General features: G+C 73.2%; 13 protein-coding genes and 1 tRNA gene. 7 read left to right on the top strand and 7 right to left on the bottom strand.

Annotated elements, in window-relative coordinates; all coding sequences use genetic code 11:
- The first annotated feature begins 5 nt into the window (after positions 1–5).
- On the top strand, positions 6–677 hold the full coding sequence (locus ACZ3ZE_RS04535) for a potassium-transporting ATPase subunit C (RefSeq protein ID WP_363292555.1): 672 nt from the start codon (positions 6–8) through the stop codon (positions 675–677).
- A gap of 83 nt (positions 678–760) precedes the next feature.
- On the opposite strand, the gene ACZ3ZE_RS04530 is transcribed toward ACZ3ZE_RS04535, so the two are convergent.
- The 3 genes from ACZ3ZE_RS04530 to ACZ3ZE_RS04520 form a co-directional block, all read right to left on the bottom strand.
- Positions 761–1825: a 4Fe-4S binding protein gene (locus ACZ3ZE_RS04530; protein ID WP_467257299.1), complete on the bottom strand. Its 1065-nt coding sequence runs from the start codon at positions 1823–1825 to the stop codon at positions 761–763.
- Between the two features lie 165 nt (positions 1826–1990).
- Positions 1991–3421 (bottom strand): DHA2 family efflux MFS transporter permease subunit, encoded by a 1431-nt coding sequence (locus ACZ3ZE_RS04525; RefSeq protein WP_467257298.1) that lies wholly within the window; start codon positions 3419–3421, stop codon positions 1991–1993.
- Between the two features lie 14 nt (positions 3422–3435).
- Positions 3436–4122: an NADPH-dependent FMN reductase gene (locus ACZ3ZE_RS04520; protein ID WP_467257296.1), complete on the bottom strand. Its 687-nt coding sequence runs from the start codon at positions 4120–4122 to the stop codon at positions 3436–3438.
- A gap of 141 nt (positions 4123–4263) precedes the next feature.
- Here ACZ3ZE_RS04520 and ACZ3ZE_RS04515 point away from each other — a divergent pair, with 141 nt between their 5' ends.
- Positions 4264–4947, top strand: a complete 684-nt coding sequence (locus tag ACZ3ZE_RS04515) for a TetR/AcrR family transcriptional regulator (RefSeq protein WP_467257294.1) — start codon at positions 4264–4266, stop codon at positions 4945–4947.
- On the opposite strand, the gene ACZ3ZE_RS04510 is transcribed toward ACZ3ZE_RS04515, so the two are convergent.
- From ACZ3ZE_RS04510 to ACZ3ZE_RS04500, 3 genes are all read right to left on the bottom strand, one after another.
- Entirely contained in the window at positions 4935–5825 is an 891-nt protein-coding gene (locus tag ACZ3ZE_RS04510; RefSeq protein WP_467257292.1) for a hypothetical protein, read from the bottom strand. The genes ACZ3ZE_RS04515 and ACZ3ZE_RS04510 overlap by 13 nt on opposite strands.
- A gap of 86 nt (positions 5826–5911) precedes the next feature.
- Positions 5912–6958, bottom strand: coding sequence for a serine hydrolase domain-containing protein (locus tag ACZ3ZE_RS04505; protein ID WP_467257516.1), 1047 nt, complete (start codon positions 6956–6958; stop codon positions 5912–5914).
- Between the two features lie 112 nt (positions 6959–7070).
- Entirely contained in the window at positions 7071–7871 is an 801-nt protein-coding gene (locus tag ACZ3ZE_RS04500) for a bestrophin-like domain (RefSeq protein WP_361163013.1), read from the bottom strand.
- A 415-nt stretch (positions 7872–8286) separates the two neighbouring features.
- Here ACZ3ZE_RS04500 and ACZ3ZE_RS04495 point away from each other — a divergent pair, with 415 nt between their 5' ends.
- Complete coding sequence (locus tag ACZ3ZE_RS04495) at positions 8287–8745, top strand: hypothetical protein (protein WP_467257290.1); 459 nt, start codon at positions 8287–8289, stop codon at positions 8743–8745.
- Positions 8746–9016: 271 nt separating this feature from the next.
- Here ACZ3ZE_RS04495 and ACZ3ZE_RS04490 read toward each other — a convergent pair.
- Positions 9017–9089 (bottom strand) — tRNA-Arg (locus tag ACZ3ZE_RS04490).
- Between the two features lie 306 nt (positions 9090–9395).
- Between ACZ3ZE_RS04490 and ACZ3ZE_RS04485 the strand changes: the two genes are divergently transcribed.
- The 4 genes from ACZ3ZE_RS04485 to ACZ3ZE_RS04470 all read left to right on the top strand — a co-directional run bounded on the left by ACZ3ZE_RS04485 (position 9396) and on the right by ACZ3ZE_RS04470 (position 15463).
- The gene (locus tag ACZ3ZE_RS04485) at positions 9396–11090 is read left to right on the top strand and encodes a dynamin family protein (protein WP_361163017.1); all 1695 of its coding nucleotides are present in this window, start codon (positions 9396–9398) and stop codon (positions 11088–11090) included.
- Positions 11091–11196: 106 nt separating this feature from the next.
- On the top strand, positions 11197–13095 hold the full coding sequence (locus ACZ3ZE_RS04480) for a GTPase (protein WP_467257288.1): 1899 nt from the start codon (positions 11197–11199) through the stop codon (positions 13093–13095).
- A gap of 188 nt (positions 13096–13283) precedes the next feature.
- The gene (locus ACZ3ZE_RS04475) at positions 13284–13808 is read left to right on the top strand and encodes a single-stranded DNA-binding protein (RefSeq protein WP_361163021.1); all 525 of its coding nucleotides are present in this window, start codon (positions 13284–13286) and stop codon (positions 13806–13808) included.
- A 248-nt stretch (positions 13809–14056) separates the two neighbouring features.
- A complete protein-coding gene (locus ACZ3ZE_RS04470; protein WP_361163023.1) occupies positions 14057–15463 on the top strand; it encodes a Cys-Gln thioester bond-forming surface protein in 1407 nt (468 codons plus the stop codon).
- Positions 15464–15544: the final 81 nt, after the last annotated feature.

The following is a 15544-nucleotide window of genomic DNA, read 5'->3' as shown; positions in this document are numbered from 1 at the left end:
CGATCATGAACACTTCCGTAGGAAGCACGGGGCGGCTCCTCTGGGCGGGCCTGCGCGCCCTCCTCGTCCTCACCGTCGTGTGCGGCGTCCTCTACCCGCTCGCCGTCACCGGCATCGCCCAACTCGCCTTCCCCGCCAAGGCGAACGGCTCCGAGGTCAAGGACGCGAGCGGCAAGGTCGTCGGCTCCGCGCTCATCGGCCAGACCTACAACCTCCCCATGAAGGACGGCGAGGAGACCGCGAGCCCGGACCTGAAGTGGTTCCAGCCGCGCCCCTCGAACGGCCTCGGCTCCAACTCGGTCAACACCCGGTACAAGCTGATCCTCTCCGGCGCCACGAACCGCTCGGGCGACAACGCGGACCTGATCAAGTGGGTGACGGACGCCAAGGCCGCCGTGGTCAAGGACAACTCCACCGCCGGCTACAAGGTGAAGCCCGCCGACGTCCCCGCCGACGCCGTCACCTCCTCCGGCTCCGGCCTCGACCCGCACATCTCGCCCGAGTACGCGAAGCTCCAGGTCCACCGGGTCGCCGAGCTCAACGGGCTGGACGTGGCGAAGGTCGACAAGCTGGTCGCCGACCACACCGACGGCCGGATCCTCGGCTTCGTCGGCGAACCCCGCGTCAACGTCCTCCAGCTCAACGTCGCCCTCAAGGCGCTGGTGGCCAAGGGCTGAACCGGGGCGCGCCCGCACGACAAGGCCCCATGGGCCGGGAGGTCGCTCCCGGCCCGTGGGGCCTGTGCTGCCGCCGCTGCCGGTCAGGGCGCCGCCGGCTTCTGCCAGCCCCCGCTGACCTCCTTCACCGGCTTGTGCGGGAAGCGGCGCCGCGCGTACTCCTGGGCGGGGGAGCCGGGGAGCACGTACAACGTCTCCTTCTTCTCCTGGAGCGGGCGCAGGACGGTGTCCATGAAGGCCTTGCGGTCGTCGAGGTACGGCCCGAGGACGTCCTCGCCGGCCGGGCAGACGGCCAGGCAGTAAGCCGCCTTGTAGTTGGGTTTGAACGCGAGGCTCTGCCACATGGAGGCGTTCTCCGCGTCCGTCACCCGCGAGCGGAAGTCGGCGGCGTCCGTGCTGTCGGCCACCGTCTGGACGTAGTCGGTGAACCCGGCCATGAATTCCCGGTAGTTGTGCGTCGCACAGGCCAGGAAGTCGAAGTCGCCGTCCTTGGAGAGCGCCCCGACCGGGCACGCGGCGACGCACAGCTTGCACTCCACGCAGGGGTTGTAGTCCAGGGGCTGCCCGTACGAGGACACCTCGGCGTCCAGGAGGACGGTGGCGAGCAGCACGAAGCTGCCGAACTTCGGGTGGATGACGTTGCGGTGCAGCCCCATCACGCCGAGGCCCGCCGCCACGGCGACGGTCTTGTGCGCCACGACCCAGACGCGGCCGGGGAACGCGTCCATCTCCATGGGGAAGGTCGCCGACGGGTTCACCGCCCGGTACCCGGCGTCCTGGAGCTCCCGCACGACCGTACGGGCCGCGTCGTTGACGAGCTCCCCCGCGCGGTGGAACTCGTGGTTGGCCACGCTCCGGGCCGCCGACCGCACGTCGTCCCGGTTCATCCGCACGACGAGCGAGACCAGCGTCCGCGTCCCGGGCAGCGCGCCCTCCGCGTGCTCCCGCTCACCGGCCAGGTCGGGATGGCTGAGACTCACGGCCGCCGCGTCGTCGGCCCCCGCCCGCAGACACAACTCCCGCAGCCACGCGGCGTCCACGACGGCGGGCGGCCGCGCGGCACGCGGCTCGGCCTCGCGGGCCGCGAGCACCGCGCGTACGGACGGATGGCCGGCCAGGCGGGCCGGAAGCGGCTTCTTGGCTGACATGGAACGCCACGCCCCCTATGGTGGGTCCGTTTGATTTCCGGACTCACCATAGGGGGCGTGGGTTGGAAAACAAGACGGACTGGGGGTGGGGTGGGGGAGGGTGGATCCCGGATGTGGGGTCCCGGATGTGGGATCCCGGATATTGGATACGGGATCCAGCCCCGCTCAAGCCGTACGCGACGCCCGCCCCGGCAGCAGCAGTGCCGGCAGTACCGCCGCCGCCAGCAGGGCCGCCGCCACGGCGAAGGCCGTGCGGAAGCCGGCCGGGTCGGTGCCGGCGGTGCTGAGGACGACCGAGCACAGGGCCGTGCCCACGGAGGCGCCGAGCTGCGAGTTGATGCCGAGGAAGGTGCTCGCGGCGGCCATGCGGTCCTTGGGGAGGGAGCGGCTGGCCGTGGTCATCGTCGGCATCAGGACCATGCCCGCACCCACGCCCATCAGCATCGCCGCCGCGACGACCCGCCAGGGTGCCACGCCCGCCGTGCCGGTTTGCAGGGCCGTCAGGCCCATGCCGAGGGCGGCGAGGGCGACGCCGGCGGGGATCAGGCGCCGGGGGGAGGTGCGGTCGACGCGGCGGGCGGCGATCTGCATGGTCACGCCGACGGTGAGCCCGACGGGGGCGACGAGCAGGCCGGCGGTGGTCGAGCTGAAACCGCGTACGCCCTGCCAGTACATCGGAGTGAGGAGCATGGAGCCGAAGTAGCCGCAGGTGAACAGGGCCAGGGTGCCGATGCCCACCGCGAAGGTGCGGTCGCGCAGCAGGTGCAGGTCGAGCAGCGGCTCACGGGTCGTCAGGGCCCGTCGGACGAAGAGGGCGACGAGCAGGACGCCGGCCAGCGTGGGGGCCAGGGTCGCCGGGGTGGCGAAGTCGGCGGTCTCGGCGCCGTGGGCGAGCCCGTACAGGAGCAGGGCGAGGCCGGGGGAGAGGGTCAGCAGGCCGGGGACGTCCAGGCGGGGCGCGGGGGTTCCGGGGCGCGGGGCGTCGGGGCGGAGGAGCCGGGCGGCGAGGAGCAGCGCGACGGCGCCGACGGGCAGGTTGACCAGGAAGATCCAGTGCCAGGAGGCGGCGTCGAGGAGCCAGCCGCCGAGCGCGGGCCCGGCCACCGGGCCGACCAGGATGGGCAGTCCGAGCAGGGCCATCGCCCGCCCGAAGCGTTCGGGGTCGGCCGCCCGCATCACCATGGCCATGCCCACCGGCATGAGCAGTCCGCCGCCGAGCCCCTGGACCGCGCGGAAGGCGATCATGCTGCCCGCGTCCCAGGCGAACGCGGCGAGCAGGGAGCCGAGGGTGAAGAGGGTGAGGGCGGTGAGGTACGTGCGCTTGGCGCCGATCCGGCCCATGGCCCAGGCGGCCGTCGGGATGACGGCGGCCAGGGCGAGCGAGTATGCGGTCGCGGTCCACTGGATGGTGGCCAGCGGGGCGTCGAAGGCCTCGGACAGCTTGCGCAGGGCGACGTTGACGATGGTCACGTCGAGGACGGACATCACGGAGCCGATGACGACGACGGTGAGGACCCGGCCCAGCGGGGTGCCGGACGCGGGGCCGGGCCCGTCGGCGGTGGCGGCCCCCTCGGTGCGGGGGGCTGTGGTGCTCATCGGTACCGCTCCCCTCAGGCCTGGTAGGGGAGGGCGGTGCGGGCGGCGCGCAGGGCCCGGCCCCACCAGTTGAGCTGGCCGAGCATGCCCTTCGCCGCTCCCTCGGCGACGGCCGTGTCGCGCGGCGTGCCGTCCGGGCCGAGTCCGGACCAGGGGCCGTGCAGGCTGACGGAGTCACGGACGGTGGTGGCGTGCAGCTCGGCGAAGACCGTCCGGAGCTGTTCGACGGCGCGCAGGCCGCCGCCGAGGCCGCCGTAGGAGACGAAGCCGACGGGCTTGGCGTGCCACTGCTCGTGGTGCCAGTCGATGAGGTTCTTCAGGGCGGCGGGGAAGCTGTGGTTGTACTCGGGCGTGACGACCACGAAGGCGTCGGCGGCGGCCAGTCGCGGTGAGACCTCGGCGAGCGCGGCGGCGGCCCGCGCGTCCGGCTGACCGCCCCAGCCGGGCATGACGAGCGGCAGGTCGACCTCGGCCAGGTCGACGACGTCGAGCTCCAGGCCGCCGTGGCGGCGGGCCACGCCGAGGAACCAGTCGGCGACTGCCCCGCCCTGGCGCCCCTCGCGGACGCTGCCGACGAGGACGACGACGCGCAGCGGGGCGGTGGCGGCGGCCTCGGCCGTGCTCTCCGCGGTGATCTCGGTGGCGGCGGTGGCGGCGGTGGCGGCGGTGGCGGCGGTGGCCTCGGTGGTGGTGTCAGGCATGGCGGGTCCCCTCCCGGAGCGGTGCGGACGCGGGGTGCGTCCGGCGCGCTCCCGGTAAAGTACAACGAGCGTTGTAGAAAGTGCAACGCACGTTGTAGTTCTCCGTGGCGGTTACGCTGCGGTGTCGACGAGGAGGAGTGCATGGGCAGCGGCAACGAGGCCTGGATCGAGCGGGCCCGGCGCGAGATCCCGCCCCGCAAACTGGAGAAGCAGCTCGCGGTGGTCCGCGCGGCCTGCTCCGTCTTCGGCCGCGACGGCTACGCCCGCGCCTCCGTCGACTCGCTCGCCGCCGCAGCCGGCGTCTCCACGCGCACGCTCTACAACCACTTCCCCGGCGGCAAGGCCGAGCTCTTCCGTACGGTCATCACGTGGACCGCCAACACCGTCCGGGACGCCCAGCTCGCCCGGCTCCACGCCCTCCTGGACCCCGCCCGGCCACCCCACCCCGACCTGCTGGAGCGCGACCTGGTCGCCCTGGCCTACGCGTTCACCGACCTGATCGCCGAGTACCCGGACCACTTCGCGCTCGTCCGGCACATCCACGCCGAGGCCGGCCACGTCCCCGCCGACGTCATGGGCGCCTGGCAGCAGGCCGGCCCCGCCCCCGTCACCGAAGCCCTCGCCGGGGCCCTCGCGGGGCTCGCCGACGCCGGGCTGCTCGACGTGCACGGCGACGCCGCCCTCGCCGCCGTCCACTACGTGGCCCTCAGCTCCTCCACGATCGTCCAGCGCTCCCACTACGGCGTCGTGCCGCTCCCCCAGGAGGAGACCGACCGCCTCCTCACCGGCGGAGTGGCCGCCTTCCTGCGCGCCTACCGCGCCTGAACGCCCGCCCGCGGCACCCCGGCCGCGTCGTCCCGCCCGCCGCCCGGCACCGGCACATAGGCGCGGGCCCGTGGCCGGGGCGCCGCCCCCGGCGCGAGGGCCAGGGCGAAGCCGTGGTTGGCGGCGATCGAACGGATGTGGTCGGCCGACAGGGAACCCTGGCGTTCCAGGGTGATCGCGGGCAGTCCCGAACGGCCGCGTCCCGCCGGGCGGTGGAAGGAGACCACACTCGTCGACACCGGTTCATGGTGCGGATACCCACGCCGGGCCACGGCGTCGTCGGCGTGCGCGAGCACCCGCATCCCCGGCTCCGGACCGAAGTCCGCGACGACCCCCTCGGCACGCCAGTGCGGCAGCTGCCGCGACCGGTTGGCCGAGGTGATGAACAGGAACTCCGCGCCCGTGCGCTCCAGGGCCGCGGCGAAGAACGCGTTCGACGGGCAGTCCCGGCCCGGCGCGATGACCTGCACGGTCCGCACCCCGTCCGCGACCGCCGTCAGATGCCCCGGCACGCGCCCCGCCGCCGGCCCACGGAAGCCGAACGGGCCGAGCTCGTACAGCTCCTCCAGCAGCGACCGGACCTGCCGCCGGGGCAGCTCCTCGGGCAGCCGGGTCCAGTCGAACAGGCCGGGCACGGCGGACGGCACGGTCGTGACGCTGCCGGTCTGCCCGGCCGGGCGTCCCTTCAGCAGGTTGACCCGCTCCACGACGGCCCGGTCGGCGCGGGCGGTCACCGCGTAGAAGTTCGCGAAGCCGTGCACCACCGCACGCCCCTCGGCCACCTCCTCGGCCGCCCGCAGCACATCCGCCGCGTCACCCAGGACCAGCTCCCCGGCCCGCCCGTCGACCGACTCCTCGACCAGCTCTCCGACCAGCACCGTCCGATCGTCACCCACTGTCGCGCCTCCACTGCCGTTCGCCTACGTGATCGTTTACGGCGTGCAACGACTCCACCGGCCTCCGGTCACGTGGCCGAAAAGACCGCCGCCCGGAACGCGTCGCGCACCGCCGTCACCGGGCCGGTCTCCCGCGTGAAGTACAGCTTGTTGGTGAGGAGCACCGCCCAGCGCCCCCGCGCGGGGCTGACCCACATGCCGGTGCCGGTGAAGCCCGTGTGCGTCCAGACGTCCTCCCGTACCCCCGTCCCCGGCGCGACATGCCAGAACAGGCCACGCGGCGGGGCGAGTTCACCGGTACGGATACGGAGGGACTCCGCGACCCAGCCGGAGCCGAACGGGCCGGGCGCGTCGGCCGACGCGCCCAGCACATGCGCGAGGAAACGCCCCAGGTCCTCGGCCGTGGAGAAGGCGCCCGCTATCCCGCACGCGCCCCCGAGCAGCCGGCTGGAGAAGTCGTGCACGATGCCCTTCAGACGGGTGCCGGTCTCGTCGTCGTACTCCGTCGGCGCGCAGCGCGCGGCCACGGGCGCCGACAGCGGCCCGTACCGCGTCTCCGTCATGCCGAGCGGCCCCCAGATCCGGTCGGCGGCCAGCTCCCGCAGCGGCCGGCCGGTCAGGTGCTCGGCGAGGTAACCGAGCACGAGCGCCGCCCGGTCCGTGTACTCGACGGCCTCGCCGGGCAGCCGCCGCAGCTCCTCGCGCAGCACCCCGTCCCGTACGTCCTGGGGGTCGGTGCCGTACAGATGGCGCAGGTTGGCCCGCAGCGGCAGTCCCGCCGTGTGGGTGAGGAGCTGGTGCGGGGTGACCGCGGCCAGCGGGTGCCCGGCGACCTCCGGCCAGAAGGTGCCCAGCGGCGTGTGCAGGTGGAGTTTCCCGGCCTCGACCAGCGTGCCCACGACCGGCCACACGGCGATCACCTTCGTGAGGCTGGCCAGGTCGAAGAGGGTGTCGGGCCGGGTGGGCTCGTCGGGCCGCGCGGGATCGAGCAGCCCGACGGCGCCGCCCGCCGCCGTCCCGCCGGCGTCACCGACGGCCCAGACGGCTCCGGGGAAGGCGAGGGCGCGGACCCCGTCCTGGAGGAGCCGCTCGATACGGGGAGTCCCGGGCGTCATGTTCACACGAGGTGTCTACCCCGTTCGGGGCGCGCGTCCGCCGCTCTTGAGTCGCCGTCACACGCCTGCCGCCACGCGTTCGCCGGGACAGCCCGCGGCGACACCCCGCCTCTCAGGCCGCGAGGCGGTTGCCGGCGGCGTCGCAGGGCAGGTCGTCGGTCGGGTGGTTGGCCTTGAAGTCGCGTTCTGCCTGGCGTTCGGCCTCGGCGATGGCGGTCGGCTGGACGTCGATGATGCCGCCGAAGGGGCGGTCGACGTCGCGGATGATGCACAGGGTCGTGGTCAGCAGGGCGGTGATCACGGCGAGGGTGAGGATCTGGCCCCGGTTGTTCCGGCGCGGCAGGCAGATGCCCAGGGCCACGACCGTGATGGTCAGAGTGGCCAGCAGGAACCAGAAGATGGCGCTGGGAATGCTGGCGGTCGCCTGGGTGAGGCGCTCCTCGCGCTCGTCGGACCGCTTGTTGTCGGCGGCGACCAGCATGCCGAAGACCGGCTTCCCCTCCAGTGTCCTGAAGGCCGTACGGAAGTCGGTCGACCACACGCTGGGAGCCGGCGAACCGTTCCCGTCGGCCATCGCCGGCCACTCCTGTACGCGTACGGCACGGGCGTAACAGACCGCGTCGCCCTGGATCCTGGCCCGCTGGAGCACCGGCGCGTACTCGGCGGTCTCCACGAGCTGGTCGAGGGCGCGGGCCTCGCCCCGCGAGGAGACCTCGGCCTTGCCGTACGAGCCGTTGGCGGTGACGAGGACGAAGGCGAGCAGCAGCACGGTCAGCGTCAGGAGCGGACCGACGAGGTCCTTGACGGCCATCCCCTCGTCGTCGTCGGCGTTGAGCAGCCGCGGCCGCAGCCAGCGGTTCGCGGCGAGGCCCGCGAGCAGGGCGAGGACGGCGACGACGATGACGAGGGCCACGGGGGCCACCTCCGGGGACGGTGCGCGGGGCGTGCGGGGGCGTGCGGGCGTTCCCCGGGCGACCGGACCGGGGCGCGGAGATCATCCCCGGGGCCTCGCCCCCGCCGTCACGGCAGAAACGTTCGCTCGCCTTCGCACGGGGGACGCCGCTTGCGCCGGGCGGGCGAGCCGCGCCGCCGGTGCGGGAAGTGCCCGGCTCCGCCGCCGGGTTACTGTGCGGGCTCGTCCGGAGAGGGAGAGGGCACCGAATGCCGAGGTGGGGGCGTGGCGGTCATGCCACGGGATATGTGACGGGCTAGGTGACGGCGGCTTTGCTGATGGTGGCTCTGCTGCCGCAGCAGGCCGCGGCGGCGCCGGTCCCGAACGGGGAGGTCGCCGCCGCGACACGCCGAGGCCGGTCGACCCGGCCTGGAAGATGGCCCTGACCGAATCCGCGGACGGCGTCCGGCCGGAGCGCCGGACACGGTTCGCCCAGGACATCGCGGCCGTGGAGAACGGCGGGAGCGGGATCCCGAAGGCGGGCATCAGCCAAGTCATCGGAGGCATGGCGCGGGTCGCGCGCCCGCTGTGCCAGCCGGTCGCCGCGGCAGGGGCCAAGGGCTTCTGCCAGGAAGCCGGCGAGGTCAGCAGCACGCTGGTCCACGTGCCGCAGGGCCTGACGGGCCCCGGCGGGCGCCGGAGAACGCCCAGCTCGTGGGCGGTCGGCGGATCGTCGTCTCGAGCTGGTACGGGGCAGGGGGCGGACACGACGGACCGCACCGTCTTCATCATCCCGTGGCCCAAACCCGAACTCCCGCTGCGCTCGCTCACGGGCCTCGGCGGCGACCTGACGGGCAACGGGACCCCACCGGCTGGGGAATCGCGCGGACCATGACAGGCCCTACTAGGGGGCGCCGTTCCCCAGAGCGCAAGGAAGACGCGGGCCTCGCTCGAAGCGGCGGCCCGGCGGGACCCGGCACAGCGGCTCAGCTTCGGCTCGGACGGGACTCGCGCCGACACCGCCAGCGGGCTTCCCCAGGCTGCTGTGTCCGGTTCCAGCCGGACAGATCGAGCCCCTCTGGCTTCTCCACCGGGCCTCTGCCCGGTGACCGAAAACCACCCCCGACCAGCAAAAAGACCCTCCCAGAGGGAGGGTCCCGATCTTGCGCCCCCGGCAGGACTCGAACCTGCGGCCAAGTGCTTAGAAGGCACCTGCTCTATCCGCTGAGCTACGGGGGCCGGCGGTGGCCCGGTGGTGGGCCGGGGTCCGCGGGTGGGGCGGGTGTGGCCTGACGGGACAAGGATAGGGCTCCGATCCCCCTGGCCCGGTTGCTTCACCTGCGTGCCACGATGTGGAGGTTCGGTGAAGCGGTCCGATAATCGCAGGCAGGTGCGATTCGCGCAGCGCTTTTCGCGCCACTCGGGCCGGGTGTTGTGCACTCGTTATGCCTGAGGTCTCCCGGCTACATCCGTTCGGTCGGCGCGTAGGGTCCCAATACGCTTCAAAAAGCCTCCAAAATTGGGCATTCTTCACATGTGGTGACCTTGGACGAACGGCCTCAGCTGATCGACGCACTCTCCGCCCTGCGCGACCGTGTCGCCGCCGTGCGTCTCCCCCTCCCCCTCCCGGGCGCCCCCCGGGCCCGCCAGACCCGCGCCGAGCTGCTCGCCCAGCTCGACGACTATCTGGTGCCCCGTCTCAGAGATCCCGACGCCCCGCTGCTCGCCGTCGTCGGCGGGTCCACCGGGGCCGGCAAGTCCACGCTCGTCAACTCGCTGGTCGGGCGCCGCGTCAGCGAGGCCGGAGTGCTGCGGCCGACCACCCGTACCCCCGTCCTGGTCTGCCACCCCGAGGACCACCACTGGTTCGCCGGCATGCGCGTACTGCCCCAGCTCACCCGCGTCTGGCTGCCCCAGCAGGACGAGGAGCGCCCCATCGAGGAGCGCGAGGAACCCGAGGAGGAGAACTCCCTCCGCGTCGAGACCGCCGCCACCCTGCCCCGCGGCCTCGCCCTCCTCGACGCCCCCGACATCGACTCCCTCGTCGTCGAGAACCGGCTCCTCGCCGCCGAGTTGATCTGCGCCGCCGACATCTGGGTCATGGTCACCACCGCCTCCCGCTACGCCGACGCCGTCCCCTGGCATCTGCTCCGTACGGCGAAGGAGTACGACGCCACCCTCGTCACCGTCCTCGACCGGGTCCCCCACCAGGTCATCGGCGAGGTCTCCCGCCAGTACGAGGCCCTCCTCGACAAGGCCGGACTCGGCGACCTGCCCCGGTTCACCATCCCCGAGCTCCCCGAGTCCGCGGGCGGCGGCAGCGGACTGCTCCCCGACACCGCGGTCGCCCCGCTGCGCGGCTGGCTCGCCCACTGCGCGCAGGACCCGGCCGCCCGCCAGCAGGCCGTCGGCCGTACCGCCGCCGGTGTCATCGACTCCCTCGACACCCGCATGCCCGAACTCGCGGGCGCCGTCGCCGCCCAGTACGCGGCGGCCGTACGCCTCGGCGGCGCCGTCGAAAACGCGTACGGGGACCAGGGGAAGCGGGTCCGCGAGCAGGTGCGCCGCGGTGCCGTCCTGGCCGGGGACGCCCGTACCCGCTGGCGCGGCTACCCCCGCGACAGCACGGCCGAGGAACTCCTCGACGCCCTCGTCGAATCCCTCGCCGCCCTCGTCCAGTGCGCCGTCGCCGCCGCCGACGAGCGGGTACGGGACGCCTGGCACCGCGAACCCGCCGCCGGCGCGCTCGCCCCCGGCGACCGGACCGGCCCCGGAAAGGACGCCGGCGAGCGGATCGCCATGACCGTACGGCGCTGGCGGCGCGTCCTGGAGGAGACGGTCGAGGAAGAGGTACGCGGGATGGAACGCCCGGCCACCGCCCGGGGCTCCGGACGCGGCCCGGGACGCGGCCCGGGCCGGGGTCAGGGACGGACCTCCGGCCGGGGACGCTCCGCCACCGCCGCCGCGCCCGACAACGAGACCCTCACCGCCCTCCTCGCCGCCGTCCTCCTCGGTGGGCGTCGCACCCGCGCCGCGGGCGACCGCCTCGCCGAACTCCTCGGCGCCCAGGGCGCCCTGCTCCTCCGCGACAAGGGCGGCGAGCTGCTCCGCACGTACCTCGACCGCGCCCTCCACACCGAACGCGACCGGCGCCTCGCACCCCTCGACGCCCTCGACGTGACCCCCGAGCCGCAGGCCGAGCTGATCGCCGCGCTCTCCGTACTGCAGAAGGAGAAGTGACGCAGTGAGTGACGCAGGGATTGATGCGGGGAGTGGAGCTGGGAGTGGAGTGGGGAGTGGAGTGGGCGATGGGGTTGGGGGCGGCGGCGGGGCCGGAGAGGCTGGTGTGAGTGACGGGGCTCGCGGTTCCGATCGGGAGCGTGACGCCGGCCGTGATGACGGCCGTGACGCCGGCCGCGATTTCGGCCGTGATTCCGGCCGCGAATCCGGCCGCTCCCGCTGGGACGACGGGCTCATCGCGCGTCGGGCCGCCGAACGGGCCGCCCCCAAAGGGGTGGAGGGGGCCGGCGCGGTGCGGGTCGGCGACGACGACGAAGCGGACGGGCTTCCGCCGCTCGGCGGGGTCTACGGCGGCCCCCTGCGCACCCGGCTCGACGCCCTCCACGAGCTCGTCGGCCTCTCCCGTACCCGGGTCGAGAACGAGGCCCTCGCCGAGGCGGGCCGGGTGCTCGACGAGGCGGCCGCGCGGCAGCGGCTCTCCGCGCGCCACACCGTCGTCGCCATCGCCGGGGCCACCGGCAGCGGCAAGTCCACCCTCTTCAACGCGCTCGCCGGCGTACCCGTCTCCGACACGGGACTGCGCCGCCCCACCACGTCCGCGCCGATCGCCCTCAGCTGGTCCGAGGGCGCCGCGGGGCTGCTCGACCGGCTCGGTATTCCCGGGCGGCTGCGCCGCAGGCCGCTCGCGGGCGGTGCGGGCGACGCCGAACTCCAGGGCCTCGTCCTCATCGACCTGCCCGACCACGACTCGGCCGTCACCGCCCACCGCGACCAGGTCGACCGGCTGCTCGGGCTCGTGGACGCGGTGATCTGGGTGGTGGACCCCGAGAAGTACGCGGACGCCGCCCTGCACGAGCGGTATCTGCGGCCGCTCGCCGGGCACGCCGAGATCACCTTCGTCGTGCTCAACCAGACCGACCGGCTCGGCACCGAGGCCGCCGACCTCGTCCTCGACGACCTGCGCCGCCTCCTCGACGAGGACGGCATGGCCCTCGGGGAGCACGGCGAGCCCGGCGCGACCGTCCTCGCCCTGTCCGCGCTCACCGGGGACGGCGTGCCGGAACTGCGCGAGCTCCTCGGCCGGTTCGTCCAGGACCGCACCGCACCCGAACGGCGCCTGTCCGCCGACGTGGACGCCGCCGCGGCCCGGCTGCGGCCGGTGTACGTGGCGGACGGGCGGCCCGGATTGGGGGAGCGGGCCCGGGAGGAGTTCGCCGACCGCCTCGCGCTCGCCGTCGGCGCCCAGGCCGCGGGCGAGGCCGCCGAACGCGTCTGGCGGCGCGGCGCCATCCGCGCCTGCGGCACGCCGTGGCTGCGGCTGTACCGCTGGTACGAGCGGGTCCGCGCGCACGGCAGTACCGACCCGCGCCTGGAGAACCCGGTCGAGGACGAGCTGACCGCCCGCCAGCGGGTGGAGCAGGCGGTACGGATCGTTTCCGACGAGGCCTCGCGCGGACTGCCCGGACCGTGGGCGCACGCCGTGCGCGAGGCGGCGCTGCGGGGCGCCGACGGGCTGCCGGAGGCGCTGGACGAACTGACCGTCTCCATGGGCGACCCGGCGGCCCGGCCGCCCCGCCCCGCGTGGTGGCCGGCGGCGGTCTTCGCGCAGGTGGTGATGACGTTCCTGCAGATCTTCGGCGCGCTGTGGCTGGTGGCCCAGATCGTCGGCGTGGTGGAGCCCTTGCTGTGGCCGCCCGTACTGATCATGATCGCCGGGATCATCGGCGGCCCGCTGGTCGAGTGGGCCTGCGCGGCGGCGGTACGGGGCCCGGCCCGGCGCTACGGCCAGGACGCCGAACGCCGGCTGCGCGAGGCGGCGTCCGCGTGCGGCAGGGCCAGGGTCCTCGACCCCATCGCGGCGGAACTGATGCGGTACCGGGAGGTGCGCGAGCAGTACGTCACGGCGTCGGGCGCGACGCGGATGGCGGCGCGGATCGGCGGGACGCGGATCGGGGCGACGAAGCTGGGGCCGACGAGGAAGGCGGGGGCGGCGAGGGCACGGTAACGCTCCGCCCCGCACCACCCTCTTACCCCCTTCCCCCTCGCCCCTCCCTCTCCCCAACCCCTCGCACGGGTGACGGAGTTATCCCCAACCCTCCCCTTATCCACAGGCTTCAGCGGATTTCGCCGCCGGGAGCCAGCATGGATTCCGTGGCCGATGCGCGGCCGAACGGCAAGGGGAGGGGTACGGGCATGAACGAGACGACGGTGACGCTGGTCGGCAACGTGGCGACCAATGTGGAGTATCGGGAGACGGTGACGGGAGGGGTGGCCAGGTTCCGCTTCGCGGTGACGGCCCGTCGCTGGGACCGGGAGCGGGCGCTGTGGACGGACGGTCCCACCAGCTTCTATTCGGTCTCCGCCTGGCGCTCGCTGGGGATGAACGTGGCGGCCTCCGTCTCGGTGGGCGAACCGTTGGTGGTGCACGGTCGGTTGAAGGTGCGCGAGGAGGAGCGCGACGGGCAGCGGAAGACCTTCGTGGACGTCGACGCGGTGGCCGTGGGCCACGACCTGACCCGCGGGACGGCGGCCTTCCGCCGGACGGCCCGCCAGAATCCTGAAGTCCCGCTAGCGGAAGCAGGGGTTCCGCAACCACCTCCGGCCGACCTCTGGCAGACGCCGGAGCCGGCGGTGGACCCGGCTGTCGACCCGGCTCTGGAGCCCGTTCTGGGGGCCGTGGTTGAGGGGGTTTCAGGCGATCTCGTAACGGCTTCCTGACCTTGCGTTGTGGGGATATGTCGATACCGTGACCAGCGGTTTCGTTGTCAACTTCCTAGGTCTGATAACGATTTCGAGTCGGTATGGTTATCAGATGGCACGAGTGGACACCGGGGGGTTCCGCTTACCTAGGATTCCCGAGTACTCATGAGGCGCTTGCTTTCAGTGGGTCAGTGAGTGTGCTGGCAGGTGCTCCCCCCACGCGTATCGATCGATGACGCGGAGCCGCCTGCCCGGAGGGGAAATCCATGTTTTCTGTACGGAGGCGCGGCGTTGCCCGCCTTGCCGCCGCGACCCTGGTCTCTGGCCTCGTCGCGGCCGGGTCCATAGCGATCGCCGGTCCGGCCATGGCCGACGACGGTGAGCACGGCACGGGTGGTGCCACCGCGACGCTCGGCAACCTCACCGTCTGGGACCGCGTGACGGTCGCGGGCAAGGACCAGCCCGTCGCGGCCGGTCTCTTCCAGATGGACGTCAAGCCCGGTGGGTCGATCCAGACCTACTGCATCGACTTCCGCACGGAAGCGCTCAAGGACGAGGAGTACAAGGAGGTCGGCTGGGAAGCCTCCTCCCTGCACAACAACAAGGACGCCGGCAAGATCCGCTGGATCCTGCAGAACTCCTACCCGCAGGTCAACGACCTCGCCGCGCTGGCGTCGAAGGTCGGCGCCAAGAGCCTGACCAAGAAGACGGCCGCTGCCGCGACGCAGGCCGCGATCTGGCACTTCTCCGACGGTCTGGACGCCAAGCCCGTCGACACCGAGGCCCAGAAGCTGACCGACTACCTGGAGAAGGAGGCGCAGAACCTCGAGGAGCCCAAGGCTTCCCTGAGCCTGTCGCCGTCTTCCGTCGCCGGCAAGGTCGGCGAGCGCCTCGGCCCGATCACGGTCAGCACCAACGCCGAGAAGGCCGTCGTCTCTCTCACCCCGGGCGCCCCGGCCGGTGTGAAGATCGTCGACAAGGACGGCAAGGTCGTCACCGACGTCTCCAACGGCAGCCAGGTCTTCTTCGACGTGCCCGCAGGCACCGCCGACGGCTCGGCCGAGCTGAGCGTGAAGGCTGACACCACGGTCCCGATCGGCCGTGCCTTCGTCTCGACGAGGGTCAAGAGCCAGACCCTGATCCTGGCCGGCACCAGCACCTCGACGGTCGCCGCCAAGGCCACCGGAACCTGGGCCAAGAAGGGTGCGATCCCGGCTGTCTCGGCCGAGAAGAACTGCGCCAAGGGCGGCCTCGACATCACCGCGTCCAACGAGGGCGACGAGGACTGGACCTTCGACCTGAAGGGCGTGGAGTACAAGATCGCCCCGGGCGAGTCCAAGACGATCACCGTCCCGGTCGCCGAGGACGAGGCCTACGACTTCACCGTCACCGGCCCGAACAACTTCTCCAAGACCTTCAAGGGCGTCCTCGACTGCAAGACGGCCACCCCCGGCCCGAAGCCCTCTGAGACCCCCTCCGGCACCCCGTCTCCGTCTGAGACCCCGGCCACCGGCGGCGCCGGTACCACCGGCTCCACCACCGGTGGTGGCGACCTCGCCGAGACCGGTGGCTCCAGCGCCACCCCGATGATCGCCGGCGTTGCCGCCGCGCTCGTCGTGGTCGGCGGCGGCGCGGTGTTCTTCCTCCGCCGGAAGAAGACCGCCGGTCAGTAGGACACGACGGTCACCGATCGGGTGACCTGACGGACGGCCCCGCCGCGCACCGCGCGGCGGGGCCGTCCCGTTTGCGGTGGG

This window comes from Streptomyces sp. NPDC023157 (assembly GCF_055560575.1).
This window is presented reverse-complemented; position numbering and strand designations above follow the sequence as displayed.

Excerpts from the sequence above, each read along its gene's own strand:
- ACZ3ZE_RS04475 (WP_361163021.1), top strand. The coding sequence starts at position 13,284 with ATGAACGAGACGACGGTGACGCTGGTCGGCAACGTGGCGACCAATGTG.
- ACZ3ZE_RS04535 (WP_363292555.1), top strand. The coding sequence starts at position 6 with ATGAACACTTCCGTAGGAAGCACGGGGCGGCTCCTCTGGGCGGGCCTG.
- ACZ3ZE_RS04505 (WP_467257516.1), bottom strand. The coding sequence starts at position 6,958 with ATGACGCCCGGGACTCCCCGTATCGAGCGGCTCCTCCAGGACGGGGTC.
- ACZ3ZE_RS04470 (WP_361163023.1), top strand. The coding sequence starts at position 14,057 with ATGTTTTCTGTACGGAGGCGCGGCGTTGCCCGCCTTGCCGCCGCGACC.
- ACZ3ZE_RS04525 (WP_467257298.1), bottom strand. The coding sequence starts at position 3,421 with ATGAGCACCACAGCCCCCCGCACCGAGGGGGCCGCCACCGCCGACGGG.
- ACZ3ZE_RS04530 (WP_467257299.1), bottom strand. The coding sequence starts at position 1,825 with ATGTCAGCCAAGAAGCCGCTTCCGGCCCGCCTGGCCGGCCATCCGTCC.
- ACZ3ZE_RS04495 (WP_467257290.1), top strand. The coding sequence starts at position 8,287 with ATGGCCCTGACCGAATCCGCGGACGGCGTCCGGCCGGAGCGCCGGACA.
- ACZ3ZE_RS04520 (WP_467257296.1), bottom strand. The coding sequence starts at position 4,122 with ATGCCTGACACCACCACCGAGGCCACCGCCGCCACCGCCGCCACCGCC.
- ACZ3ZE_RS04515 (WP_467257294.1), top strand. The coding sequence starts at position 4,264 with ATGGGCAGCGGCAACGAGGCCTGGATCGAGCGGGCCCGGCGCGAGATC.